General features: G+C 65.3%; 16 protein-coding genes, 1 tRNA gene and 3 pseudogenes. 10 read left to right on the forward strand and 10 right to left on the reverse strand.

Annotated elements, in window-relative coordinates:
- Positions 1-29 precede the first annotated feature (29 nt).
- The gene (locus tag ACZ5IQ_RS04310; protein ID WP_024455803.1) at positions 30-1,343 is read left to right on the forward strand and encodes an IS256 family transposase; all 1,314 of its coding nucleotides are present in this window, start codon (positions 30-32) and stop codon (positions 1,341-1,343) included.
- 120 nt (positions 1,344-1,463) lie between these two features.
- Here ACZ5IQ_RS04310 and ACZ5IQ_RS04315 read toward each other — a convergent pair whose 3' ends face one another.
- From ACZ5IQ_RS04315 to ACZ5IQ_RS04335, 5 genes and pseudogenes are all read right to left on the reverse strand, one after another.
- Positions 1,464-2,120: an MspA family porin gene (locus ACZ5IQ_RS04315; protein WP_464481419.1), complete on the reverse strand. Its 657-nt coding sequence runs from the start codon at positions 2,118-2,120 to the stop codon at positions 1,464-1,466.
- 188 nt (positions 2,121-2,308) lie between these two features.
- Positions 2,309-3,622: an IS256 family transposase gene (locus ACZ5IQ_RS04320; RefSeq protein ID WP_052536990.1), complete on the reverse strand. Its 1,314-nt coding sequence runs from the start codon at positions 3,620-3,622 to the stop codon at positions 2,309-2,311.
- Positions 3,623-3,710: 88 nt separating this feature from the next.
- Positions 3,711-3,905, reverse strand: a pseudogene (locus ACZ5IQ_RS04325) (integrase core domain-containing protein); the annotation flags it as partial.
- A 78-nt stretch (positions 3,906-3,983) separates the two neighbouring features.
- A pseudogene (locus tag ACZ5IQ_RS04330) lies at positions 3,984-4,298 on the reverse strand (transposase); the annotation flags it as partial.
- A 29-nt stretch (positions 4,299-4,327) separates the two neighbouring features.
- Positions 4,328-4,903, reverse strand: a pseudogene (locus ACZ5IQ_RS04335) (IS630 family transposase); the annotation flags it as partial.
- 1,110 nt (positions 4,904-6,013) lie between these two features.
- Between ACZ5IQ_RS04335 and ACZ5IQ_RS04340 the strand changes: the two are divergent.
- From ACZ5IQ_RS04340 to ACZ5IQ_RS04355, 4 genes are all read left to right on the forward strand, one after another.
- Positions 6,014-6,406, forward strand: a complete 393-nt coding sequence (locus tag ACZ5IQ_RS04340; RefSeq protein ID WP_083420722.1) for a hypothetical protein — start codon at positions 6,014-6,016, stop codon at positions 6,404-6,406.
- Positions 6,407-6,587: 181 nt separating this feature from the next.
- Positions 6,588-7,613, forward strand: a complete 1,026-nt coding sequence (locus ACZ5IQ_RS04345) for a PLP-dependent cysteine synthase family protein (RefSeq protein WP_061010369.1) — start codon at positions 6,588-6,590, stop codon at positions 7,611-7,613.
- Positions 7,610-8,911, forward strand: a complete 1,302-nt coding sequence (locus ACZ5IQ_RS04350) for an MFS transporter (protein ID WP_061001302.1) — start codon at positions 7,610-7,612, stop codon at positions 8,909-8,911. The genes ACZ5IQ_RS04345 and ACZ5IQ_RS04350 overlap by 4 nt, the downstream gene beginning before the upstream one ends.
- 418 nt (positions 8,912-9,329) lie before the next feature.
- Entirely contained in the window at positions 9,330-9,977 is a 648-nt protein-coding gene (locus ACZ5IQ_RS04355) for an MspA family porin (protein WP_464481420.1), read from the forward strand.
- 76 nt (positions 9,978-10,053) lie between these two features.
- Here the strand turns inward: ACZ5IQ_RS04355 and mscL are convergent, their stop codons facing one another.
- From mscL to ACZ5IQ_RS04375, 4 genes are all read right to left on the reverse strand, one after another.
- A complete protein-coding gene (mscL, locus tag ACZ5IQ_RS04360; RefSeq protein ID WP_464480872.1) occupies positions 10,054-10,422 on the reverse strand; it encodes a large-conductance mechanosensitive channel protein MscL in 369 nt (122 codons plus the stop codon).
- Between the two features lie 141 nt (positions 10,423-10,563).
- Positions 10,564-11,229 carry an SAF domain-containing protein gene (locus ACZ5IQ_RS04365; protein ID WP_064859515.1) on the reverse strand — a complete coding sequence of 222 codons (666 nt, stop codon included), beginning with the start codon at positions 11,227-11,229 and terminating at the stop codon, positions 10,564-10,566.
- Positions 11,230-11,292: 63 nt separating this feature from the next.
- Positions 11,293-11,601 (reverse strand): FmdB family zinc ribbon protein, encoded by a 309-nt coding sequence (locus tag ACZ5IQ_RS04370; protein ID WP_464480873.1) that lies wholly within the window; start codon positions 11,599-11,601, stop codon positions 11,293-11,295.
- Positions 11,602-11,868: 267 nt separating this feature from the next.
- Positions 11,869-12,441: a 5-formyltetrahydrofolate cyclo-ligase gene (locus ACZ5IQ_RS04375; protein WP_135355208.1), complete on the reverse strand. Its 573-nt coding sequence runs from the start codon at positions 12,439-12,441 to the stop codon at positions 11,869-11,871.
- A gap of 159 nt (positions 12,442-12,600) precedes the next feature.
- Between ACZ5IQ_RS04375 and ACZ5IQ_RS04380 the strand changes: the two genes are divergently transcribed.
- The 5 genes from ACZ5IQ_RS04380 to ACZ5IQ_RS04400 all read left to right on the forward strand — a co-directional run bounded on the left by ACZ5IQ_RS04380 (position 12,601) and on the right by ACZ5IQ_RS04400 (position 16,997).
- The gene (locus tag ACZ5IQ_RS04380) at positions 12,601-13,491 is read left to right on the forward strand and encodes a UTP--glucose-1-phosphate uridylyltransferase (RefSeq protein ID WP_020099058.1); all 891 of its coding nucleotides are present in this window, start codon (positions 12,601-12,603) and stop codon (positions 13,489-13,491) included.
- 86 nt (positions 13,492-13,577) lie between these two features.
- Positions 13,578-14,816, forward strand: a complete 1,239-nt coding sequence (gene glp, locus ACZ5IQ_RS04385; RefSeq protein ID WP_464480874.1) for a molybdotransferase-like divisome protein Glp — start codon at positions 13,578-13,580, stop codon at positions 14,814-14,816.
- 3 nt (positions 14,817-14,819) lie between these two features.
- Positions 14,820-15,473: a GNAT family N-acetyltransferase gene (locus ACZ5IQ_RS04390; protein ID WP_135355206.1), complete on the forward strand. Its 654-nt coding sequence runs from the start codon at positions 14,820-14,822 to the stop codon at positions 15,471-15,473.
- Positions 15,474-15,667: 194 nt separating this feature from the next.
- Complete coding sequence (sepX, locus tag ACZ5IQ_RS04395; protein ID WP_464480875.1) at positions 15,668-16,873, forward strand: divisome protein SepX/GlpR; 1,206 nt, start codon at positions 15,668-15,670, stop codon at positions 16,871-16,873.
- Positions 16,874-16,924: 51 nt separating this feature from the next.
- Positions 16,925-16,997 (forward strand) — tRNA-Ala (locus tag ACZ5IQ_RS04400).
- Positions 16,998-17,059: 62 nt separating this feature from the next.
- Here the strand turns inward: ACZ5IQ_RS04400 and ACZ5IQ_RS04405 are convergent.
- Positions 17,060-17,617, reverse strand: coding sequence for a TetR/AcrR family transcriptional regulator (locus tag ACZ5IQ_RS04405; protein WP_464480876.1), 558 nt, complete (start codon positions 17,615-17,617; stop codon positions 17,060-17,062).
- Positions 17,618-17,625 lie beyond the last annotated feature (8 nt).

A 17,625-nucleotide genomic window follows, 5' to 3' on the forward strand; every position in this document is an offset into this window, starting at 1 on the left:
GTTGGCGCGCTGGTTGGGAAGGTACGCCCATGCTCACCGTAGTTCACGATGCCGAGGAGGCCAACGGCGGCGAGGCCGGCCGGTCGTTGTTGGACGAGATCGTCCGCGACGGAGCCCGGCAGATGTTGGCCGCTGCACTGCAGGCCGAGGTCGCCGCGTACGTCGCCGCATTCGCTGATCAGCTCGACGAGAACGGTCACCGACTGGTGGTCCGCAACGGCTATCACCAGCCGCGTGAGGTGTTGACCGCGGCCGGTGCCGTGCAGGTGAAGGCGCCGCGGGTCAACGATCGCCGTGTCGACCCCGATTCTGGTGAGCGGCAGCGGTTTTCCTCGGCGATCCTGCCGGCCTGGGCACGCAAGTCTCCGCAGATGAGTGAGGTGCTGCCGCTGCTGTATCTGCACGGCCTATCGACCAGCGACTTCGGGCCCGCACTCGAGCAGTTCCTCGGCTCGGGTGCCGGGTTGTCGGCCACCACGATCACCCGTCTGACCGCGCAGTGGCAAGACGAAGCCCGTACGTTCGCTGCCCGGGACCTGTCCGGCAGCGACTACGTCTACCTGTGGGTCGACGGCATTCACCTCAAGGTCCGCCTGGACCAGGAGAAGCTGTGCCTGCTGGTGATGCTCGGCGTGCGCGCTGACGGCCGCAAAGAGCTCGTGGCGATCACCGACGGCTATCGGGAGTCATGCGAGTCGTGGGCGGATCTGCTGCGCGACTGCAAACGCCGCGGCATGACCGCCCCAGTGCTGGCCGTCGGCGATGGCGCGCTCGGGTTCTGGAAGGCGGTGCGGGAGGTATTCCCGTCGACCAAGGAGCAGCGCTGCTGGTTCCACAAGCAGGCCAACGTCCTGGCCGGGCTGCCGAAGTCAGCGCATCCGGCCGCGCTGGCGGCCATCAAGGACATCTACAACGCCGAAGACATCGACAAAGCTCAGGTCGCGGTCAAGGCCTTCGCGGTTGCCTTCGGCGCGAAGTACCCGAAAGTGGTCGCCAAGATCGTCGACGACCTCGATGTCCTGCTGGAGTTCTACCACTACCCCGCCGAGCACTGGATCCATCTGCGTACCACGAATCCGATCGAAAGTACCTTCGCCACAGTGCGTTTGAGAACGAAGGTCACCAAGGGTCCGGGATCGCGGGCCGCTGGATTGGCCATGGCCTACAAGCTGATCGACGCCGCGCAGGCCCGCTGGCGGGCCGTCAACGCCCCACATCTGGTCGCCCTCGTCCGCGCCGGAGCGGTCTTCCACAAAGGCAAACTGCTCGAACGACCCACCGACATCACCCCACCGACACCACCGTCAGACGGCGATCAGCACACCGAAACGGAGGTCGCCTGAAACACCCCGATCCACAGGTATTGACAATTGCTCTACCGCCGTCTCGACGTCCCTGCAGCCATGGACCCATCCTTCCCAAAAGAAGAACTCTCCAGACACGCCGGGGCGGATCAGACAGGCTCAGTTCATGTTCCAGGGTTCGCCGTAGGTGGTGACGCTATCACCGGTCTTGGCGATCAGCCGGGCGAAGGGACGCAGAAGAACACCGCCGGCGGCGCCAGTGACCGTGCCATGGGCATTCGAGACGGCAACAGCACCGGCCGGGCCGGACACGTCCACCGAGAACGTCGCGACTTCCTGGATACCCGGACCATTGCCCAGGTCAGCAGAAATCGACACACCCGGGAATAGGTTCGGCGTGATGATGCCACCGGAACCGCTGCCGATGGTGCCCGGGAAGAACGTCGCCGGCGTCACATTATCGAGCAGGATGTTCGGTGTGGTGTAACTGAAATTGATCCCCACACCCAGCGACCATGGGAAACCAATCTGATAACCCAACTCCAACGTGCCCGCGAACTCATCACAACCCGTACCAGCGCAGTTGTACTTGGCCCGGCCCGAATGGAACCACTCACGCGTCAACCGGTTGCGATCCAGAGGGAACACCCCGTTGAGGAACGTGTCCCACTGCTGCACCGTCAACGTCCGATCCTGACCATCGACCAGGCTCAGCTCATTGTCCAGACCCGCATGGGACGTCCCCGCCCCCGCGCCCAGGAACGGCGACGACACCGCCGCTGCCATCGCCAACAGCACCCGACCAACCACCCTCATGGTCCCCACCTTTCCGAGTTTGATGTGCCGTATGAAGTTCCTTGCACACGGCGACGGCGCCGACAAGACCAGGAGACCCTGGTCTGCCGCCGCCGCCCCGAATTCGTTGCCGGCGCCAAGCATAAGCCCTAGCTGTACTCGGCCATCAGGTTGGTGAGGAATTGTCAATACCTGTGGATCGGCTTGTTTCAGGCGACCTCCGTTCCAGTTGATTCGGTCGGTGCCGAGTCCGCCGACGGGGTGATGTCGGTGGGTCGCTCGAGCAGTTTGCCTTTGTGGAAGATCGCGCCGGCCCGGACCAGAGCGACCAGGTGCGGTGCGTTGACGGCTCGCCAGCGGGCTTGCGCGGCGTCGATCAGCTTGTAAGCCATGGCCATTCCGGCGACGCGTGAACCCGGCCCCTTGGTCACCTTGGTCCTCAAACGTACCGTGGCAAACGTTGATTCGATCGGGTTGGTAGTGCGCAGATGGACCCAGTGCTCGGCCGGGTACTTATAGAACTCCAGCAGCACATCGGCGTCATCGACGATCTTGGCGACCGCCTTGGGGTACTTGGCGCCGTAGTCCACCTCGAACGCCTTGATCGCCACCTGCGCGTGGTCGATATCCTCGGCGTTGTAGATCTCCCGCATCGCCGCGATCGCCCCCGGATGAGCCGACTTTGGCAGGCAGGCAAGAACATTGGCCTGCTTGTGAAACCAGCACCGCTGCTCGCCGGTGGCCGGGAACACCTCACGCACGGCCTTCCAGAACCCCAGGGCCCCATCGCCGACGGCCAGCACCGGTGCGGTCATCCCGCGACGTCGGCACGACCGCAACAGATCAGCCCACGACTCGGCCGACTCCCGGTACCCGTCGGTGAGCGCGACCAGCTCCTTGCGGCCGTCAGCGCGCACACCGATCATCACCAGCAAACAGAGCTTCTCCTGCTCCAGGCGCACCTTGAGATGGATGCCGTCGACCCACAGGTAGACGTAGTCGGTGCCCGACAGATCACGGGCCTCGAAGGCCTTGGCCTCGTCCTGCCACTGCGTGGTGAGTCGGGTGATCGTCGTGGCCGACAAGCCGGCACCCGAGCCCAGGAACTGCTCCAACGCCGGACCGAAATCACTGGTCGACAAGCCATGCAGATACAGCAACGGCAACACCTCGGTCATCTGCGGCGACTTGCGCACCCACGCCGGCAGGATCGCCGAGGAAAACCGTTGCCGCTCACCAGTGTCCGGGTCAACACGTTTGTCATTGACCCGCGGCGCGGTCACACTCACCGCGCCCGCCGCGGTGAGCACCTCGCGCTCGCGGTGATAGCCATTGCGCACCACCAGCCGGTGCCCGTTCTCATCAAGCTCACCGGCATGAGCCTCGATGTAGGCGGCGACCTCAGCCCGCAACGCTGCGGCCAGCATCTGGCGGGCACCGTCGCGGACAATCTCATCGAGCAACGACCGCGACGAGCCAGCATCCTCGTTGGATGAATCCGCATCGTGAACTACCGTGAGCATGGGCGTACCTTCCCGAACCAGCGCGCCAACGCCGGCTCTTGATCAGACCTTCGACATTCAGATCATCCTCGGGAAGGTGCGCCCTTTCCTACGCCGCCTCGCCGAGGCTCATCCACAGGTTCTGATCATTGCTCCTGATGGGTGGTAGTCCGTCGAGTGCGCTGTGGCGGCGTTGAGTGTTGTAGAACTCGACCCAAGGTGCAAGGGCTCGGGCGCGGTCTGCGTTGGAGACGAAAACCCGGCGATAGGACCATTCGCATTGCAGCGTCCGGTTGTAGCGTTCGCTGCTCCTATGTTTGTCAAGCCGCGGCGGGTTGGCTGTTCGGGTCAGTGAGTTGTCTTGTGGTCGTGGGAGGTTGGCGTAGATCTCCCGGGCGATGTAGCGCTTGAGGCACCGGATGATCTCTCTTTTGCCGAGTCCTTCGTTGGTACGTCGTTCGACGTAAGCGCGGGTCGGCTCGTGATGGCGTAGTCGCACGATAGTGACGATGTAGAGGGCACTGTTGGCTTGGCGGTCGCCGCTGCGGCAGAGGCGATGGCGGCCGGTGGTTCGTCCGCTGCTGGCGGGCTGTGGGGCCACGCCACAGAGTTTTGCGAAGGCTTTCTCGTTGCGGATCCGTTCGGGGTTGTCCCCAGCGATAACGAGGAACTGACCGGCCAGCTCGACCCCGACGCCGAAGTGTGGTTCCCCCGAGATCGTGGAGGAAGAATCGGCTGAGATCGGTCCAGGGCCTGGATCTGGGATTTCTCATCGACGCTGACCACCACCGCTCCTTTGGGCGGGTCCAGATACAGCCCGACCACCTCACGCAACTTGGCCTCCAACTCCGGGTCGGTGGAGAACTTGAAGGTTTCCACCCGGTGCGGCTGGATGTTCCATTTGCGCCAGATGCGAGCCACGGAGGCGAATGAAATTCCCAACCGGGTGGCCATCAACCGTGCAGACCAGTGCGTGACCCCCAGATGGGCCGGCGGTTTGCCCCTGTCCGCCAATGTTTCCGACAACACCGCGATCTCGTCGATCACCGCCGCACGCCCCGGCCGGGGATCGTCATCGAGTCCTTCGATACCGCAATCCTGGTAGCGGCCACGCCATTCGAGCACCGTGCGCCGCGTGGTGCCCGTCCGGTCGGCGATATCGGTATTGGGCATACCGTCGGCGGCCAGCAGCACGATCCGCGCCCGGGTCGCCAGTCCTGCCTTCACCGTCGAAGCCCGTGTCAACGACTCCAGTCGAGCCCGGTCACCATCACGCAACTGCAATGCTGCGGCCGTATACATCCGCTAATTCTTGCGGCCAACCAAACGTAAATGAATTAACGACACGCAACACTAGCGATGGCCTCCCTGGCCGCCCTGGCCGCCCTGGCCGCCGCCCCAGGCTCCGTGCGCGCCGCCCCAACCGCCGTGGCCGCTGTCGCAATTGCCGTGCGGTGGGATTAACCAGCACTTGTCGTGGTGGCCGGGACTGGGTCGCGTTGGAGCACTGAATGTGGCTGGCGGTGCCGCACCATGGCCTGCCGCTTGCGTGGTTGCCGGAGCGGAGAGGGCTAGTGCGGAGGCGGCCGCTGGTGCGGCGATCGCTACCGCGAAACGATGAACAGCCTTGATAGTCATAGGGATTCCTTGCGTGTGGGCCGCCGTTGAGGTGGCCGTGATGGATGATTGCCGGTACCAGCGGCCCCGGGATTGAGGGCCGTGGGTATCGTCAGTCAGTTCCGCATCACGCAGAAATGCCGCAGTCGCTCACGACCGCCATGCAGAAGCCAGATCGCAGTGCGTGACGGCGGGCCGCGGGTGTTCGGCGACCGCACTGCCCGCAATGCCATTGACAGGACGACCGCAAGCGCCGCCGGCACTCCCCATCCGCGCCCAACGCCTGCAGTAGCCATGATTGCTGAGGCGGCCACTGGCAGTTGACATTCCTGGTGAACATCGACGGTGTGGGCGGCGGCAATCTCGGTAGATAGCCCCTGCGCTGCGGGTATCAGCGACGCACGCGGAACATGCTGGCCCTCGAAATCGTGAGTCGGGGGGCATTGGAGCGCTGGGATCAGCGCGACAGCGAGCGCCAGCAGCACCCACACTGCGCCCGCGGCGAGTCTGCCACGGGCGCAGGCACGGTCACCTGTGAGCGCCATCGCCCTACCTTAACACCGCCACGCACACCCGTAGGGGGTATGCATGTCCGGTGTCGCCCGCCGCGACAGCGCCGGCCATGAAGCGCTGTGCTGGAAGGTTTGCGGGGGTGGGCCGAAACGGCTCGGCGCGTCGCGGCATTGCGTGACGATTTGATCACATACCCGCTAGGGGTATTGGGGCCATGGTAGTTTTGTGGCCGTGAGGATCTGGGGCCGCCGATGCTGTCGCAGTCGGGTGCGGCTGTGGTTGGTGGCGCTGCTGGTCGGCATTACTGCCAGTTTGCCGCTGGCGCACTGCATCGGTGACCGTGGACAGCACCTCCGCGCACCTCAGCATCATCAGGCACCGATCACGATCGCTGGAGCGCCGGCAATCAATGTCGCCGCAATGACGGCGCATCCGCATGTAGGCAGTACCTTGCATGCGGCGTGGTGCTCGGTTTTTGACGTACCTGCGTTGAGTGTCCAAACGGATGGTCCGTTGCGGGTGTTGGTCACCGTGGGTGTGATGCTGGGCGCTGGTGCTCTCGGGGCGCTGTGGTCTGGGCGTGAGTGTCGTGGATCGCCTCGGCGACGCCGCTGCCCGGGGATTCCGCGCTTCGGGCGGGTCCTTCTTACTGATTTGTGTGTGATTCGCTGCTGAGGGTCGGGTTCGGCTGCTGGAGCGATCGTGGTATCGCCGGTGCGGCTCAAGCGCCCGTTACTACCTTTCGGCCGTATCGTTGCGGCCCTCACACAGGGAATTTTTCATGAACAACAGTATTGCTCTGTCTTCTCGTCGTAGTTGCACTCACCTGGGACCGAAGTTCCACGACCCCAACACGTTGGTGGGTAACACCCCGGTGTTGTGGGTGTCGGAACCTTTTGCTACATCTGACACCGGATTTTGGGCCAAGCTGGAGGCGCACAACCCCAACGGTATGAAGGACCGGCCCGCTCTATATATGGTGGAGCAGGCCCGGGACCGTGGGGACCTCAAGCCTGGGGCGATGATCGTCGAATCAACCAGTGGAACGCTGGGGCTGGGGTTGGCGCTGGCTGGGATCATCTACCGGCACCCGGTAACCCTGGTCACTGATCCGGGGATGGAGCCGATCATCGTTCAGATGCTGACCGCCTACGGCGCGCAGGTCGACATCGTGACCGAACCGCACCCGATCGGCGGATGGCAACAAGCTCGCAAGGATCGTGTCGCTGAAATCCTTGCCGTTGAACCGGATTCGTGGTGTCCTGATCAGTACCAGAACCCCGATAATGTCGATGCCTACCGCGGCGTCGCCGAAGAGTTGATCGATCAGCTGGGCACCGTTGACACCCTCGTGTGCTCGGTGGGCACCGGTGGGCACTCGGCGGGCGTGGGACGTGTGCTGCGGGAACACAATCCGAATCTGCGGCTGGTGGGGGTCGACACCATCGGTTCTACGATATTCGGGCAGCCCGCCAGCACGCGGCTGATGCGTGGCCTCGGGTCGAGCATCTACCCGGGTAACGTCGATTATCCCGCGTTCGACGAAGCCCATTGGGTCGCGCCGAATGAGGCCGTCTGGGCCGCACGAACCTTGGCCGCTAAATACCATGCCAGCGGTGGATGGAGTGTGGGGGCGGTGGCATTGGTCGCGGGGTGGGTAGCCCGCACATCTGCTCCTGGTACGCGTGTCGCCGCCGTGTTTCCCGACGGTCCGATGCGCTACCACGGCACCATTTACGACGATGACTACTGCCGCAAACATGATTTGCTCGATCGTCCGCCGGCGCAGGAGCCCGATGTGATCGATGATCCGTCCGCGCGAGTGGTGGATCGATGGACCAGACTGACTCGGGTGATCGATCCGATCGGCCGGCAGGCATGATTCGGACTTTCCGTCAGTTCCGTTCTTTCGACCGGGCCAGCCAGATCCTGATGGTGAATCAATTCACCATCAACGTCGGCTTCTACATGCTGATGCCCTACCTCGCTGGATACCTGGCGGGGCCATTGGGTTTGGCGGCGTGGACGGTGGGTCTGGTCCTGGGGGTCCGGAACTTCTCCCAGCAGGGCATGTTCCTGGTGGGTGGCACCCTGGCCGACCGGTTCGGATACAAGCCGCTGATCGTTGCCGGCTGTTTTCTGCGCACAGCCGGATTCCTGATGCTGGCCTTCGTAGACTCGCTACCTGCGGTGTTGATTGCCTCAGCTGCAACAGGTTTCGCGGGTGCCCTGTTCAACCCCGCGGTGCGCGCCTACCTGGCGGCGGATTCGGGGAATCGCAGGGTGGAAGCCTTCGCCGTCTTCAACGTCTTCTACCAGGCAGGTATCCTGTTCGGACCGATCGTGGGTCTGGCATTGACGGCTTGGGACTTCCGGATCACCTGCGCCGTCGCCGCCGCGGTGTTCGCCGTCCTGACAGTGATCCAACTGACGGCGCTGCCGCCGAGCCGAGCCGAACAGAACCCGGACAAGCAGCCAGTGCTGGCCGACTGGCGGTCGGTGATGTCCAACAAGGCCTTCCTGCTGTTTTCGGGCGCAATGATCGGCTCGTACGTGCTGACCTTCCAGGTGTACCTCGCGCTGCCTTTCCAGGCGTCGCTGCTGACCGCCGACAAGAAATCCGAAACTGCGTTGGTGACAGGCATCTTTGTGGTGTCCGGGCTGGTGGCGATCGCCGGACAGGTGCGACTTACCGACTGGCTATCGGCACGGTTCGGACCAAGTCGCAGTTTGGTGATCGGGATGCTGGTTATCGCGGTTGCCTTCGTACCGCTGGCGCTGCTGCCATCGGCCGGCGCGGCCGGATCGATTCCCGCGACCGTTGCCCTGTTGCTGGCTGCGGCTCTGCTGGCTGTCGGCACCATCGCGACCTTCCCGTTTGAGATGGACACAGTGGTCAGGCTGGCGGGTAACCGTTTGGTAGCCACGCACTACGGGTTGTACAACACGATCGTCGGGGTCGGGATCCTCGCCGGAAACCTGTTGACCGGCTCGGTATTTGGTTACACCCGGCAGCACGGCCAACCTTCCCTGCTGTGGATGTCGCTGACCGCGGTAGGGCTCGTATGTACCGCAGCACTCTACGCATTACACCAAACCGGGCTCCTCGGCCAGGACGAACAGGTCGCATCGGCCACAGACAACGAGTCGTCGACTGATCGCCTTCCGTCACGGCGGTGACTGCCACCAATACACACGAACCGACCGAGCAGCCCGCATTAGAACAGGATCACTACTGGCCAGTAGCGCGCTCAAGTCGGCGGTGGCCACTTCGCTGCCGAAGACGATACCGATCGCTGTCGTGCTTGGCGTGCGACCACTTGAGCGGCACCGGGCCACGGTACAAGAGTGTTGTGGTACCCCCAAATCGGCCGACTTCAAGCACGGAGGGCCCGCAACGCAGTTGCGGGCCTCGGGCGGCAGATGCCAACTGGAGGAAAAACGCGCTCGAACAGCTCACCAGCGGGCAGAAGGCCGTATGCTGAGCGTCGGCGGCGCATTCGGGGCGGCGTCGACAGACTACGGTGTTGGTTTGTCGACGCCGCCCGTCGTCTGCGGGAGCTTTTGTGCAGGACATCGAGCCCAGAAAGTGGGGACTATGAAGGCATTCAACCGGGTGCTGTTGGCGGCGGCGGCCGTGTCGTCGTTGTTCCTGGGGGCGGGAACATCTCATGCGGGTCTGGACAATGAGCTGAGCCTGGTCGATGGTCAGGATCGGACGTTGACGGTGCAGCAGTGGGACACGTTCCTCAACGGGGTGTTCCCTCTGGATCGCAACCGGTTGACGCGTGAGTGGTTCCATTCGGGCCGGGCCAAGTACAACTGCGCTGGTACGGGTTGTGATGAGTTCGCGGGCACGTTGGAGTTGGGTTATCAGATTGGTTTCCCATGGTCGCTGGGTGTGGGGATCAATTTCAGTTACACCACACCGAACATCCTGCTCGATGATGTGACGCCGGCGACGTTCTTCCCGGGCACCATCGGCAGCGGTTTCGGTGGCATCATCACGCCGAACCTATTCCCGGGTGTGTCGATTTCTGCTGACCTGGGCAATGGTCCGGGTATCCAGGAAGTCGCGACGTTCTCGGTGGACGTGTCCGGCCCGGCCGGTGCTGTTGCCGTCTCGAATGCCCATGGCACGGTTACTGGCGCCGCCGGCGGTGTTCTTCTGCGTCCCTTCGCCCGGCTGATCGCCAAGACCGGTGATAGCGTCACCACCTACGGCGAACCCTGGAACATGAACTGACCCAAGCGGTTTCGAGCCGACTTACGACAAAGCCCCCGGCCTTGGCCGGGGGCTTTGTCGTATCCGTGTCGTATCCCTACTTCTTGTCCAGCAGGTCGCGGATCTGCTTCAGCAGCTCCACTTCCTCCTTGAGTGCATCCTCCTTGACGGCCCGGAACTTGCTATACGGCAGCACGATCACGAAGTAGATGACGGCCGCGACCAGGACGAAGTTGATGGTCGCGCTCAGGACGGCGTTCAGGTCCATGTAGTTGTCGCCGAGCAGATGGATGCGCAGCACACCGTACGAGTGGTCGCCGCCGGCACCGATGCTGGAGATCAACGGCTGGATCACCTGGTCGGTGAACGCCTTCACCAGCGTGGTGAACGCGGCGCCGATCACGACGGCGACCGCCAGATCGACGATGTTCCCCTGTGCGAGAAACTCTTTGAAGCCCTTAAGCATGACTGCCCTCCCTGTGATACGGCCTGTACCCACGAACGGTAAGACCGACCTGAGCATCGTGCAGGAGTCGGCGGCCGGACGATCGCAACAGATGCGTACTGGTGACGAAATCGAAATCAGCCGTGCGGCAAATTTCGCGGATCAGTGCAGAGTGACGGTGATGGCCCGGTGCAGCGCCGCGCCCGCGACGACATTGGCGCTGTGCCGAGGCAGGGCGACGAGTACGACGCGCTCGTCGTTGCTCGTCGGCGACTTGAGGCGTTCGGACACCAGCACCACGCGGGCGTCGGTGGCGATGACTTCGGCCGGCGTCTGATCGGCGACCGCGCCGGCGTTATCCGGACCGGCAAGGACGTCCACGACGTCTCCGGAGCGCAGCAGATCAGGCAATGCGGCGTCCGCCAGATGCAGCGGGACCATACGGGCATCGGGTCCGGCGGCGGCAGCCGTGAGTCGGGAACCCAGCAGACGCACGTCGGTGATGACCTCACCGCGTCGAGCCGGCGCGGCCAGCGTCGAGCCCACCGCGGCGCTTGATTCGTGCAGCGCGCCGTCGGGAATGCTTGGCGTGGAACGTGATTCGACCACAATGTCGTCAGCGGTCAAGGCCGAGCCGGGGGAGAGATCGTGCGTGGCGACCACCACCGCGACCTGACCCTGCCGGGGGTCCGGGCGAAATTCGATGACGGCGGCCAGGAGCACCAGTAGCCCGGCGGCGACGCGGCGCGCAGCCGTGGTCCTGGCCCAATCGGGCCGTAGTTTCTGTGCCAGCCGGCCGAGCAGTGGTGCGTCGAGCGAATCCCCCATGCCGTAACGGTAGGGATTTCGGTCGGGAAAAACAGGCCGGGATGGTTCCGGCCTGTGGATAACTCAGCTGGACGCGGCAGCGGCCGGTGCGGCCGACTTCGTGCTGCTCGACGAGGAGGAGGACGACGACGAGTCCGACGAGCTGGAGCCCGACTCGCTCTTTGCGGGAGCGGCGGCGGTGCTGGAGCTCTTCGAATCGCGGTTGTCGGTGCGGTAGAAGCCGCTGCCCTTGAAGACCACGCCGACGGAGCCGAACAGCTTGCGCAGCCGGCCGTGGCACTTCGGGCATTCGGTCAGCGCGTCATCGCTGAATGCCTGCACCGCGTCGAACCGGTTGTCGCACTCGGTACACGCGTAGGAATAGGTCGGCACGTAAACCTCCGAGGTCGTCAAACTTGTTAGCACTCTACCGGCTTAAGTGCCAAAACAGCTATTCGGTGCCGGGCATTCCCCGACCGACAGGCCCGGTGGCCTGGTGACGGGGGCAATCACGTCCGGGATGGCGGTGGGACACATAGCATTGTGCGCATGACTCGCATCATGACCAAGGGCGGCTGTGACAACCCGGACTGCACCTGTGAAAACTGCAACTGCGGATCGGGATGTACCTGCGGCAAGGACTGATCGTCTCCCGCAGCTTCAAACTCCCAGCGTGACGAGGCCCGCCCGCGGGGTCAGGGCATGCGTCATCGCGATGTCGTGCGGCTCGGCAGGTAGCGCCGGCAGCAGATCGTCGTCGTACACCACCGCCACGAGCAGCGCGTCCGCCGCGGCCAGCGAGAGCGACCGGTCGTAGAAGCCGGCGCCGCGGCCGAGGCGCACGCCCGCACGGTCGACGGCGAGCGCAGGGACCAGCACCACGCCGGCCTGCCGGATCGCATCGGGCGGCAGATGCGGAACCGCCGGTTCGAGTAGTCCGAAGGACGCCTTCGTGAGATGCCCGGCGCGATACCAGCCCCAGCTCAGCGGGGCGTCGGGGTGCGTCACCGGCAACAACACCCGGGCACCGGCGTCGATCAGGGCGTCCAGCATCGCCGGCGAACCCGGTTCGGTGCCGATCGGGACATACGCGCACACCACGACGCCGGGGCTCACCAATTCGGGCGCCCGTCGCGCCAGCGCTTCGGCGTCCGCCTGCCTCTGCTCCGGCGTCAGGGCCCGCCGTCGATTCAGGATGGCGCTGCGGAGCTCACGCTTTCCCTCAGGGGTCACGGTTACCACCGTGTCATATTTGCTCGCCCGGTGTTGTACACCTGTCCAGGTGACGGCCACTTCGGCGTTGCCGCTGACCCCTGGAAGGTGCACCTTGGTAGGGCAGATCGAGGCATTGCCGTTATCGTGTGAACAATGACGACACAGACTTCAGTGCCGATGCCGCGTACCGCGGTGGTCCCGGCGGCTGGTCTGGGCACGCGTTTCCTGCCTGCCACCAAGACCGTGCCCAAGGAGTTGCTGCCGGTCGTCGACACCCCCGGCATCGAGCTGGTTGCTGCGGAAGCTGCCGACGCCGGCGGCGAGCGACTGGTCATCGTGACCTCGGAGGGCAAGGACGGCGTCGTTGCGCATTTCGTCGAGGACCTCATCCTCGAAGGAACGCTCGAGGCGCGCGGCAAGCACGTGATGCTCGAGAAGGTGCGGCGCGCACCCGCATTGATCAAGGTGGAGTCGGTCGTGCAGGCCGAGCCCCTGGGCCTGGGCCACGCCGTCAGCTGCGTCGAGCCGGTGCTGCTGCCCGACGAGGATGCCATCGCGGTCCTGCTGCCCGACGATCTGGTGCTGCCGACCGGCGTGCTCGAGACCATGGCGAAGGTACGCGCCAAGCGTGGCGGCTCGGTGTTGTGCGCCATCGAGGTGCCCGAGGACGAGATCAGCGCCTACGGCGTGTTCGACGTCGAGACGGTGCCCGACGCGGCCAACCCGAATGTGCTGCGCGTCAAGGGCATGGTGGAGAAGCCGAAAGCCGAGGACGCCCCGTCGCCGTTCGCCGCGGCCGGCCGGTACATCCTGGACCGCGCCATCTTCGACGCGTTGCGGCGCGTGCAGAAGGGTGTCGGCGGCGAGATCCAGTTGACGGACGCCATCGCGCTCCTCATCGAGGACGGCCACCCCGTGCATGTGGTGGTGCACCGCGGGTCCCGACACGACCTGGGAAATCCCGGCGGCTACCTTAAAGCTGCGGTTGACTTTGCGTTGGAACGCGACGACTACGGCCCGGAATTGCGGCGTTGGTTGGTCGAGCGATTGGGTCTTGCCGAGCGCTGAGCGCCTGACACCGGCGGTACGGTTGGCCCGCACGTGCGCGAGCATGTGGTCAGCCACGGTGTGCGAGGTATGCAGAAAGGCGAGCTGTGCGTTCGGTTGAGGACCAGCAGGCCCGGGTTGCGGCTGCGGCGGTGGCACCGCGGCCGGTGCGGGTGGCGATAGCCGAAGCGCAGGGCCTGATGTGCGCCGAAGAGGTGGTCACCGAACGCCCGCTGCCCGGATTCGATCAAGCCGCCATCGACGGCTATGCCGTGCGCAGCGTCGACGTGATGGGCGCGGATTCCGGCGGCGACGCCGACGTCACGCTGCCCGTGGTCTCGACCATCGCCGCGGGCGAACGCACTCCCACCCGCCTGCAGCCGCGGCAGGCCGCGCGGGTGCAGACCGGTGCGCCGATGCCCACGCTCGCCGACGCGGTGCTGCCCCTGCGCTGGACCGACGGCGGCGAATCGCGCGTGCGGGTCCTGCGCGGGGTGCGGTCCGGCGCCTACGTCCGTCGTACCGGGGACGACGTGCAGCCCGGCGACGTCGCGGTGCGTGCCGGCACCATCATCGGGCCGGCCCAGGTCGGACTCCTGGCGGCGGTGGGCCGCGAACGCGTGCTGGTCCACCCGCGGCCGCGGCTGACGGTCATCTCCGTCGGCGGCGAGCTCGTCGACATCGCGCGGACGCCCGGCAATGGCCAGGTCTACGACGTCAACTCCTATGCCCTGGCCGCTGCCGGCCGTGACGCCGGCGCCGAGGTGAACCGGGTCGGCATCGTGGACGCGGACCCCAAGAACCTGCGCGACGTGGTCGAAGGGCAGTTGAGCCGGTCGGAACTCGTGGTGATCGCGGGGGCCGTCGGTGGTGCGGCGGCCGAGGGCGTGCGTGCGGTGCTCGCCGAGCTGGGGGAGATGGAGGTCGCCCGGATCGCGATGCATCCCGGGTCGGTGCAGGGCTTCGGGACGCTCGGGCGCGACGGCGTCCCGGTCTTCCTGCTGCCGGCGAACCCGGTGAGTGCGCTGGTGGTTTTCGAGGTGATGGTCCGTCCACTGATCCGGATGTCGCTGGGCAAGCGGCAGCCGATGCGGCGCGTGGTGCCGGCTCGGACGTTGTCACCCATCTCGTCGGTGGTGGGGCGCAAGGGATTTCTGCGTGGCCAGTTGATGCGCGATCAGGACACCGGCGAGTACCTGGTGCAGGCGCTGGGCGGGGCCCCGGGCGCGTCGCACCTGCTGGCCACCCTCGCGGAGGCCAACTGCCTGGTGATCGTGCCGACCGAGGCCGAGCAGATTCGCACGGGCGAATCGGTCGACGTGGCCTTTCTTGCACAGCGTGGCTGATTCGTGAACCTGTTGCGTTCGAGTGCGATGCATCCGGGCTGGCCGCTGTCGGTCGGCCCGATCCGCGTGCAGGCCGGGGTGGTGCGACTGCGGCCCGTGCGGTTGCGCGACGGTCCGGTGTGGAGCCGGATGCGGCTGACGGACCGCGCTCACCTGGAACCCTGGGAACCCGTCGGTGAGGTGGATTGGACTGCACGCCATGCGGTTTCGTCGTGGCCGGCGCTGTGCTCGGGGTTGCGGGCGGAGGCGCGGCGCGGCCGCATGCTGCCGTACGTCATCGAGCTGGACGGTGAGTTCTGCGGGCAGCTGACCATCGGCAACGTGACACACGGAGCGCTGCGGTCGGCGTGGATCGGCTACTGGGTGGCGCGTCAGTACACCGGCGGCGGGATCGCGACGGCCGCGCTGGCGCTCGGCGTCGACCATGCCTTCGGGCCGGTCGGACTGCACCGGATCGAGGCGACCGTCCGCCCGGAAAACGGTCCGAGCCGGTCGGTGCTGGCACGGGTGGGGTTCCGCGAAGAAGGGCTGCTGCAGCGCTACCTGGAAGTCGACGGGGCCTGGCGGGACCATCTGCTGGTCGCCATGACCGTGGAAGAGATGGCGCAGTCGGCGTCATCGGCGCTGGTCAGGGAGGGCCGAGCCACCTGGGTCTGAGGGATTTGTGCACGGTAGTCCGCGGTGGGCGCGGCAAATCGTGCACAAATCGCAAATAGGACTGTGTTGCAGATGTGACATCTGTGACTGATGTGCTTGTAAGTAGCGAATTACAGGTGTGTAATTGACCTTGGCGCGTCGGCTTCGGATGCGCTGGTCACGGACCTAATCTGATGGGGAAAGGAGCCGGCGACATGCCAAGCATCCCCCAATCCCTACTGTGGATATCCCTCGTCGTGTTGTGGTTGTTCGTGTTGGTGCCGATGTTGATCAGCAAGCGCGAGAACGTCCGCCGGACGAGCGATGTCGCATTGGCGACCCGCGTGCTCAACACGGACGGCAACAGCCGGCTGCGACGCCGCCGCAGTGGGCCCGCCGCAGGGCACTACAGCGACCCGCACTGGAAGCAGGACGACGATCTCAGCGCGTTCGAAGAAGACTTCGCGCGCAGCAATGCGACCACCGATTCGATCCCGGTCGCCGACCCGGAGGCTGATGCGCCGCGTTCGGTGGTGCTCGCCGACCAGGTCGTCGTCGAGGAATCGGAGTACCTCGACGTCGAGGTGGTCGAGATGGACTCCGGTGCGCTGCCGATCGGCGCCTCCGGGCGCATGAAAGCCGTTCCCGAGCCCGAAAGCCAGGAACAGCCAACGCTTTTCGACGACATCGCGACGCCGACCATGGCGATCCGGACCATCTCCGAGGCCGACTTCGACCCCGAGGAAGCGCTCACGGACGAGATGGCGGCGGCGCCCGAGGCTGAAGCCGTCTCGGAGGCCGAGCCGACCACCGACGTGCACGAGGCCATCGTGGCGGACGAGGAACCGGCCGCGGAAGCGCCCGAGCCCGAGCCCGCGCCTGCGGCCGAAGCCGAGGACGGCACCGAACACGACTACGAGTACGTCGACGACACGTCGGGCGTCGAGGCGGCCTCCGAGGCCGAGCCGAAGCTGGCGGATTCGATGTCCAAGGCGCGCCGTGTCCGCTACGAGTCGAAGGCCGCCGTCGCGGCCGCCGAACGCAAGTACCGCTTCCGCAGCCGGATGCTGTCCGTGATGGCGCTGGCGATCCTGTTCACCGGCATCGCCGCCTTCGCGCTGTCACCCGGCATGTGGTGGGTCTGCGGCACGGTCAGCGTCATCTCCGTGCTGTACCTGGCGTACCTGCGCCGCCAGACCCGGATCGAGGAACAGCTGCGGCGCCGTCGCGCCCAGCGGATGATGCGGTCCCGTCATGGCGTGGAGAACACGCAGGACGAGGAGTTCGACGTCGTCCCCTCCCGTTTGCGCCGTCCGGGTGCCGTCGTCCTAGACATCGACGACGAGGATCCGATCTTCGAGCACCTGGAATATGCCCGGATGGCGCGCGACTATGACCTGCCCCGAGCGGCCGGTCAGTAACTCGGTTTTTATGTGGCGGACCGGTACTGGTAGCCTTTGCTTCCGGTACAAGGGGCTATAGCGCAGTTGGTAGCGCGTCTCGTTCGCATCGAGAAGGTCAGGGGTTCGATTCCCCTTAGCTCCACAGAGATTCAGATGGGGTCGGTGTCCACCGGCCCCATTTCTGTTTCCGGACCTGGCGGGAGTTCACTCGCTCAGGCCCAGTGTCACGGACGGCCCGGCGAAGCGCTTCACCAGTTCGTATTCGGCCTGTTTGTCCTTGAGCGGCCAGTACCACAGCGCGAATGTCACGCGGATCAGCCATTGTGCTGCCAGCGGGTCGTGGCGCCCGATCATCTCGTCGGCGAACTTGGCAACCAGAGGTGACGCGGTCACGGCCCCGCTGTCGTGATCGGGCCGGATATCACCCATGATGAGCTTTCCCAGCGGCTCGGCCCGCATGCAGTCCAGCGCGACGACGATGGCAGCCACGACGCGCTCGGTACCGTCCAGGCCGGTGATGGCCTCGCGGATGGAGCCGACGATTCGTTGGGCGAACAGCGATACGAGTCGCTCGAGGATGGCGGCCTTGCCACCGGCGCGGCGGTAGACGGTGGCCGGGGAACAGTGCAGTTCAGCGGCCACCGCTTCGACCGTGAACGCTTCGAAACCCTTGCGGGACACGAGTTCCGACGAGGCCGAGAGAATGCGGGCGAGCGCTTCGGTATTGCGGTCGGTTCCGAGCACCCAGTCATGTTGTGGCATGTGGTGGG

The organism is Mycobacterium toneyamaense (assembly GCF_055384815.1).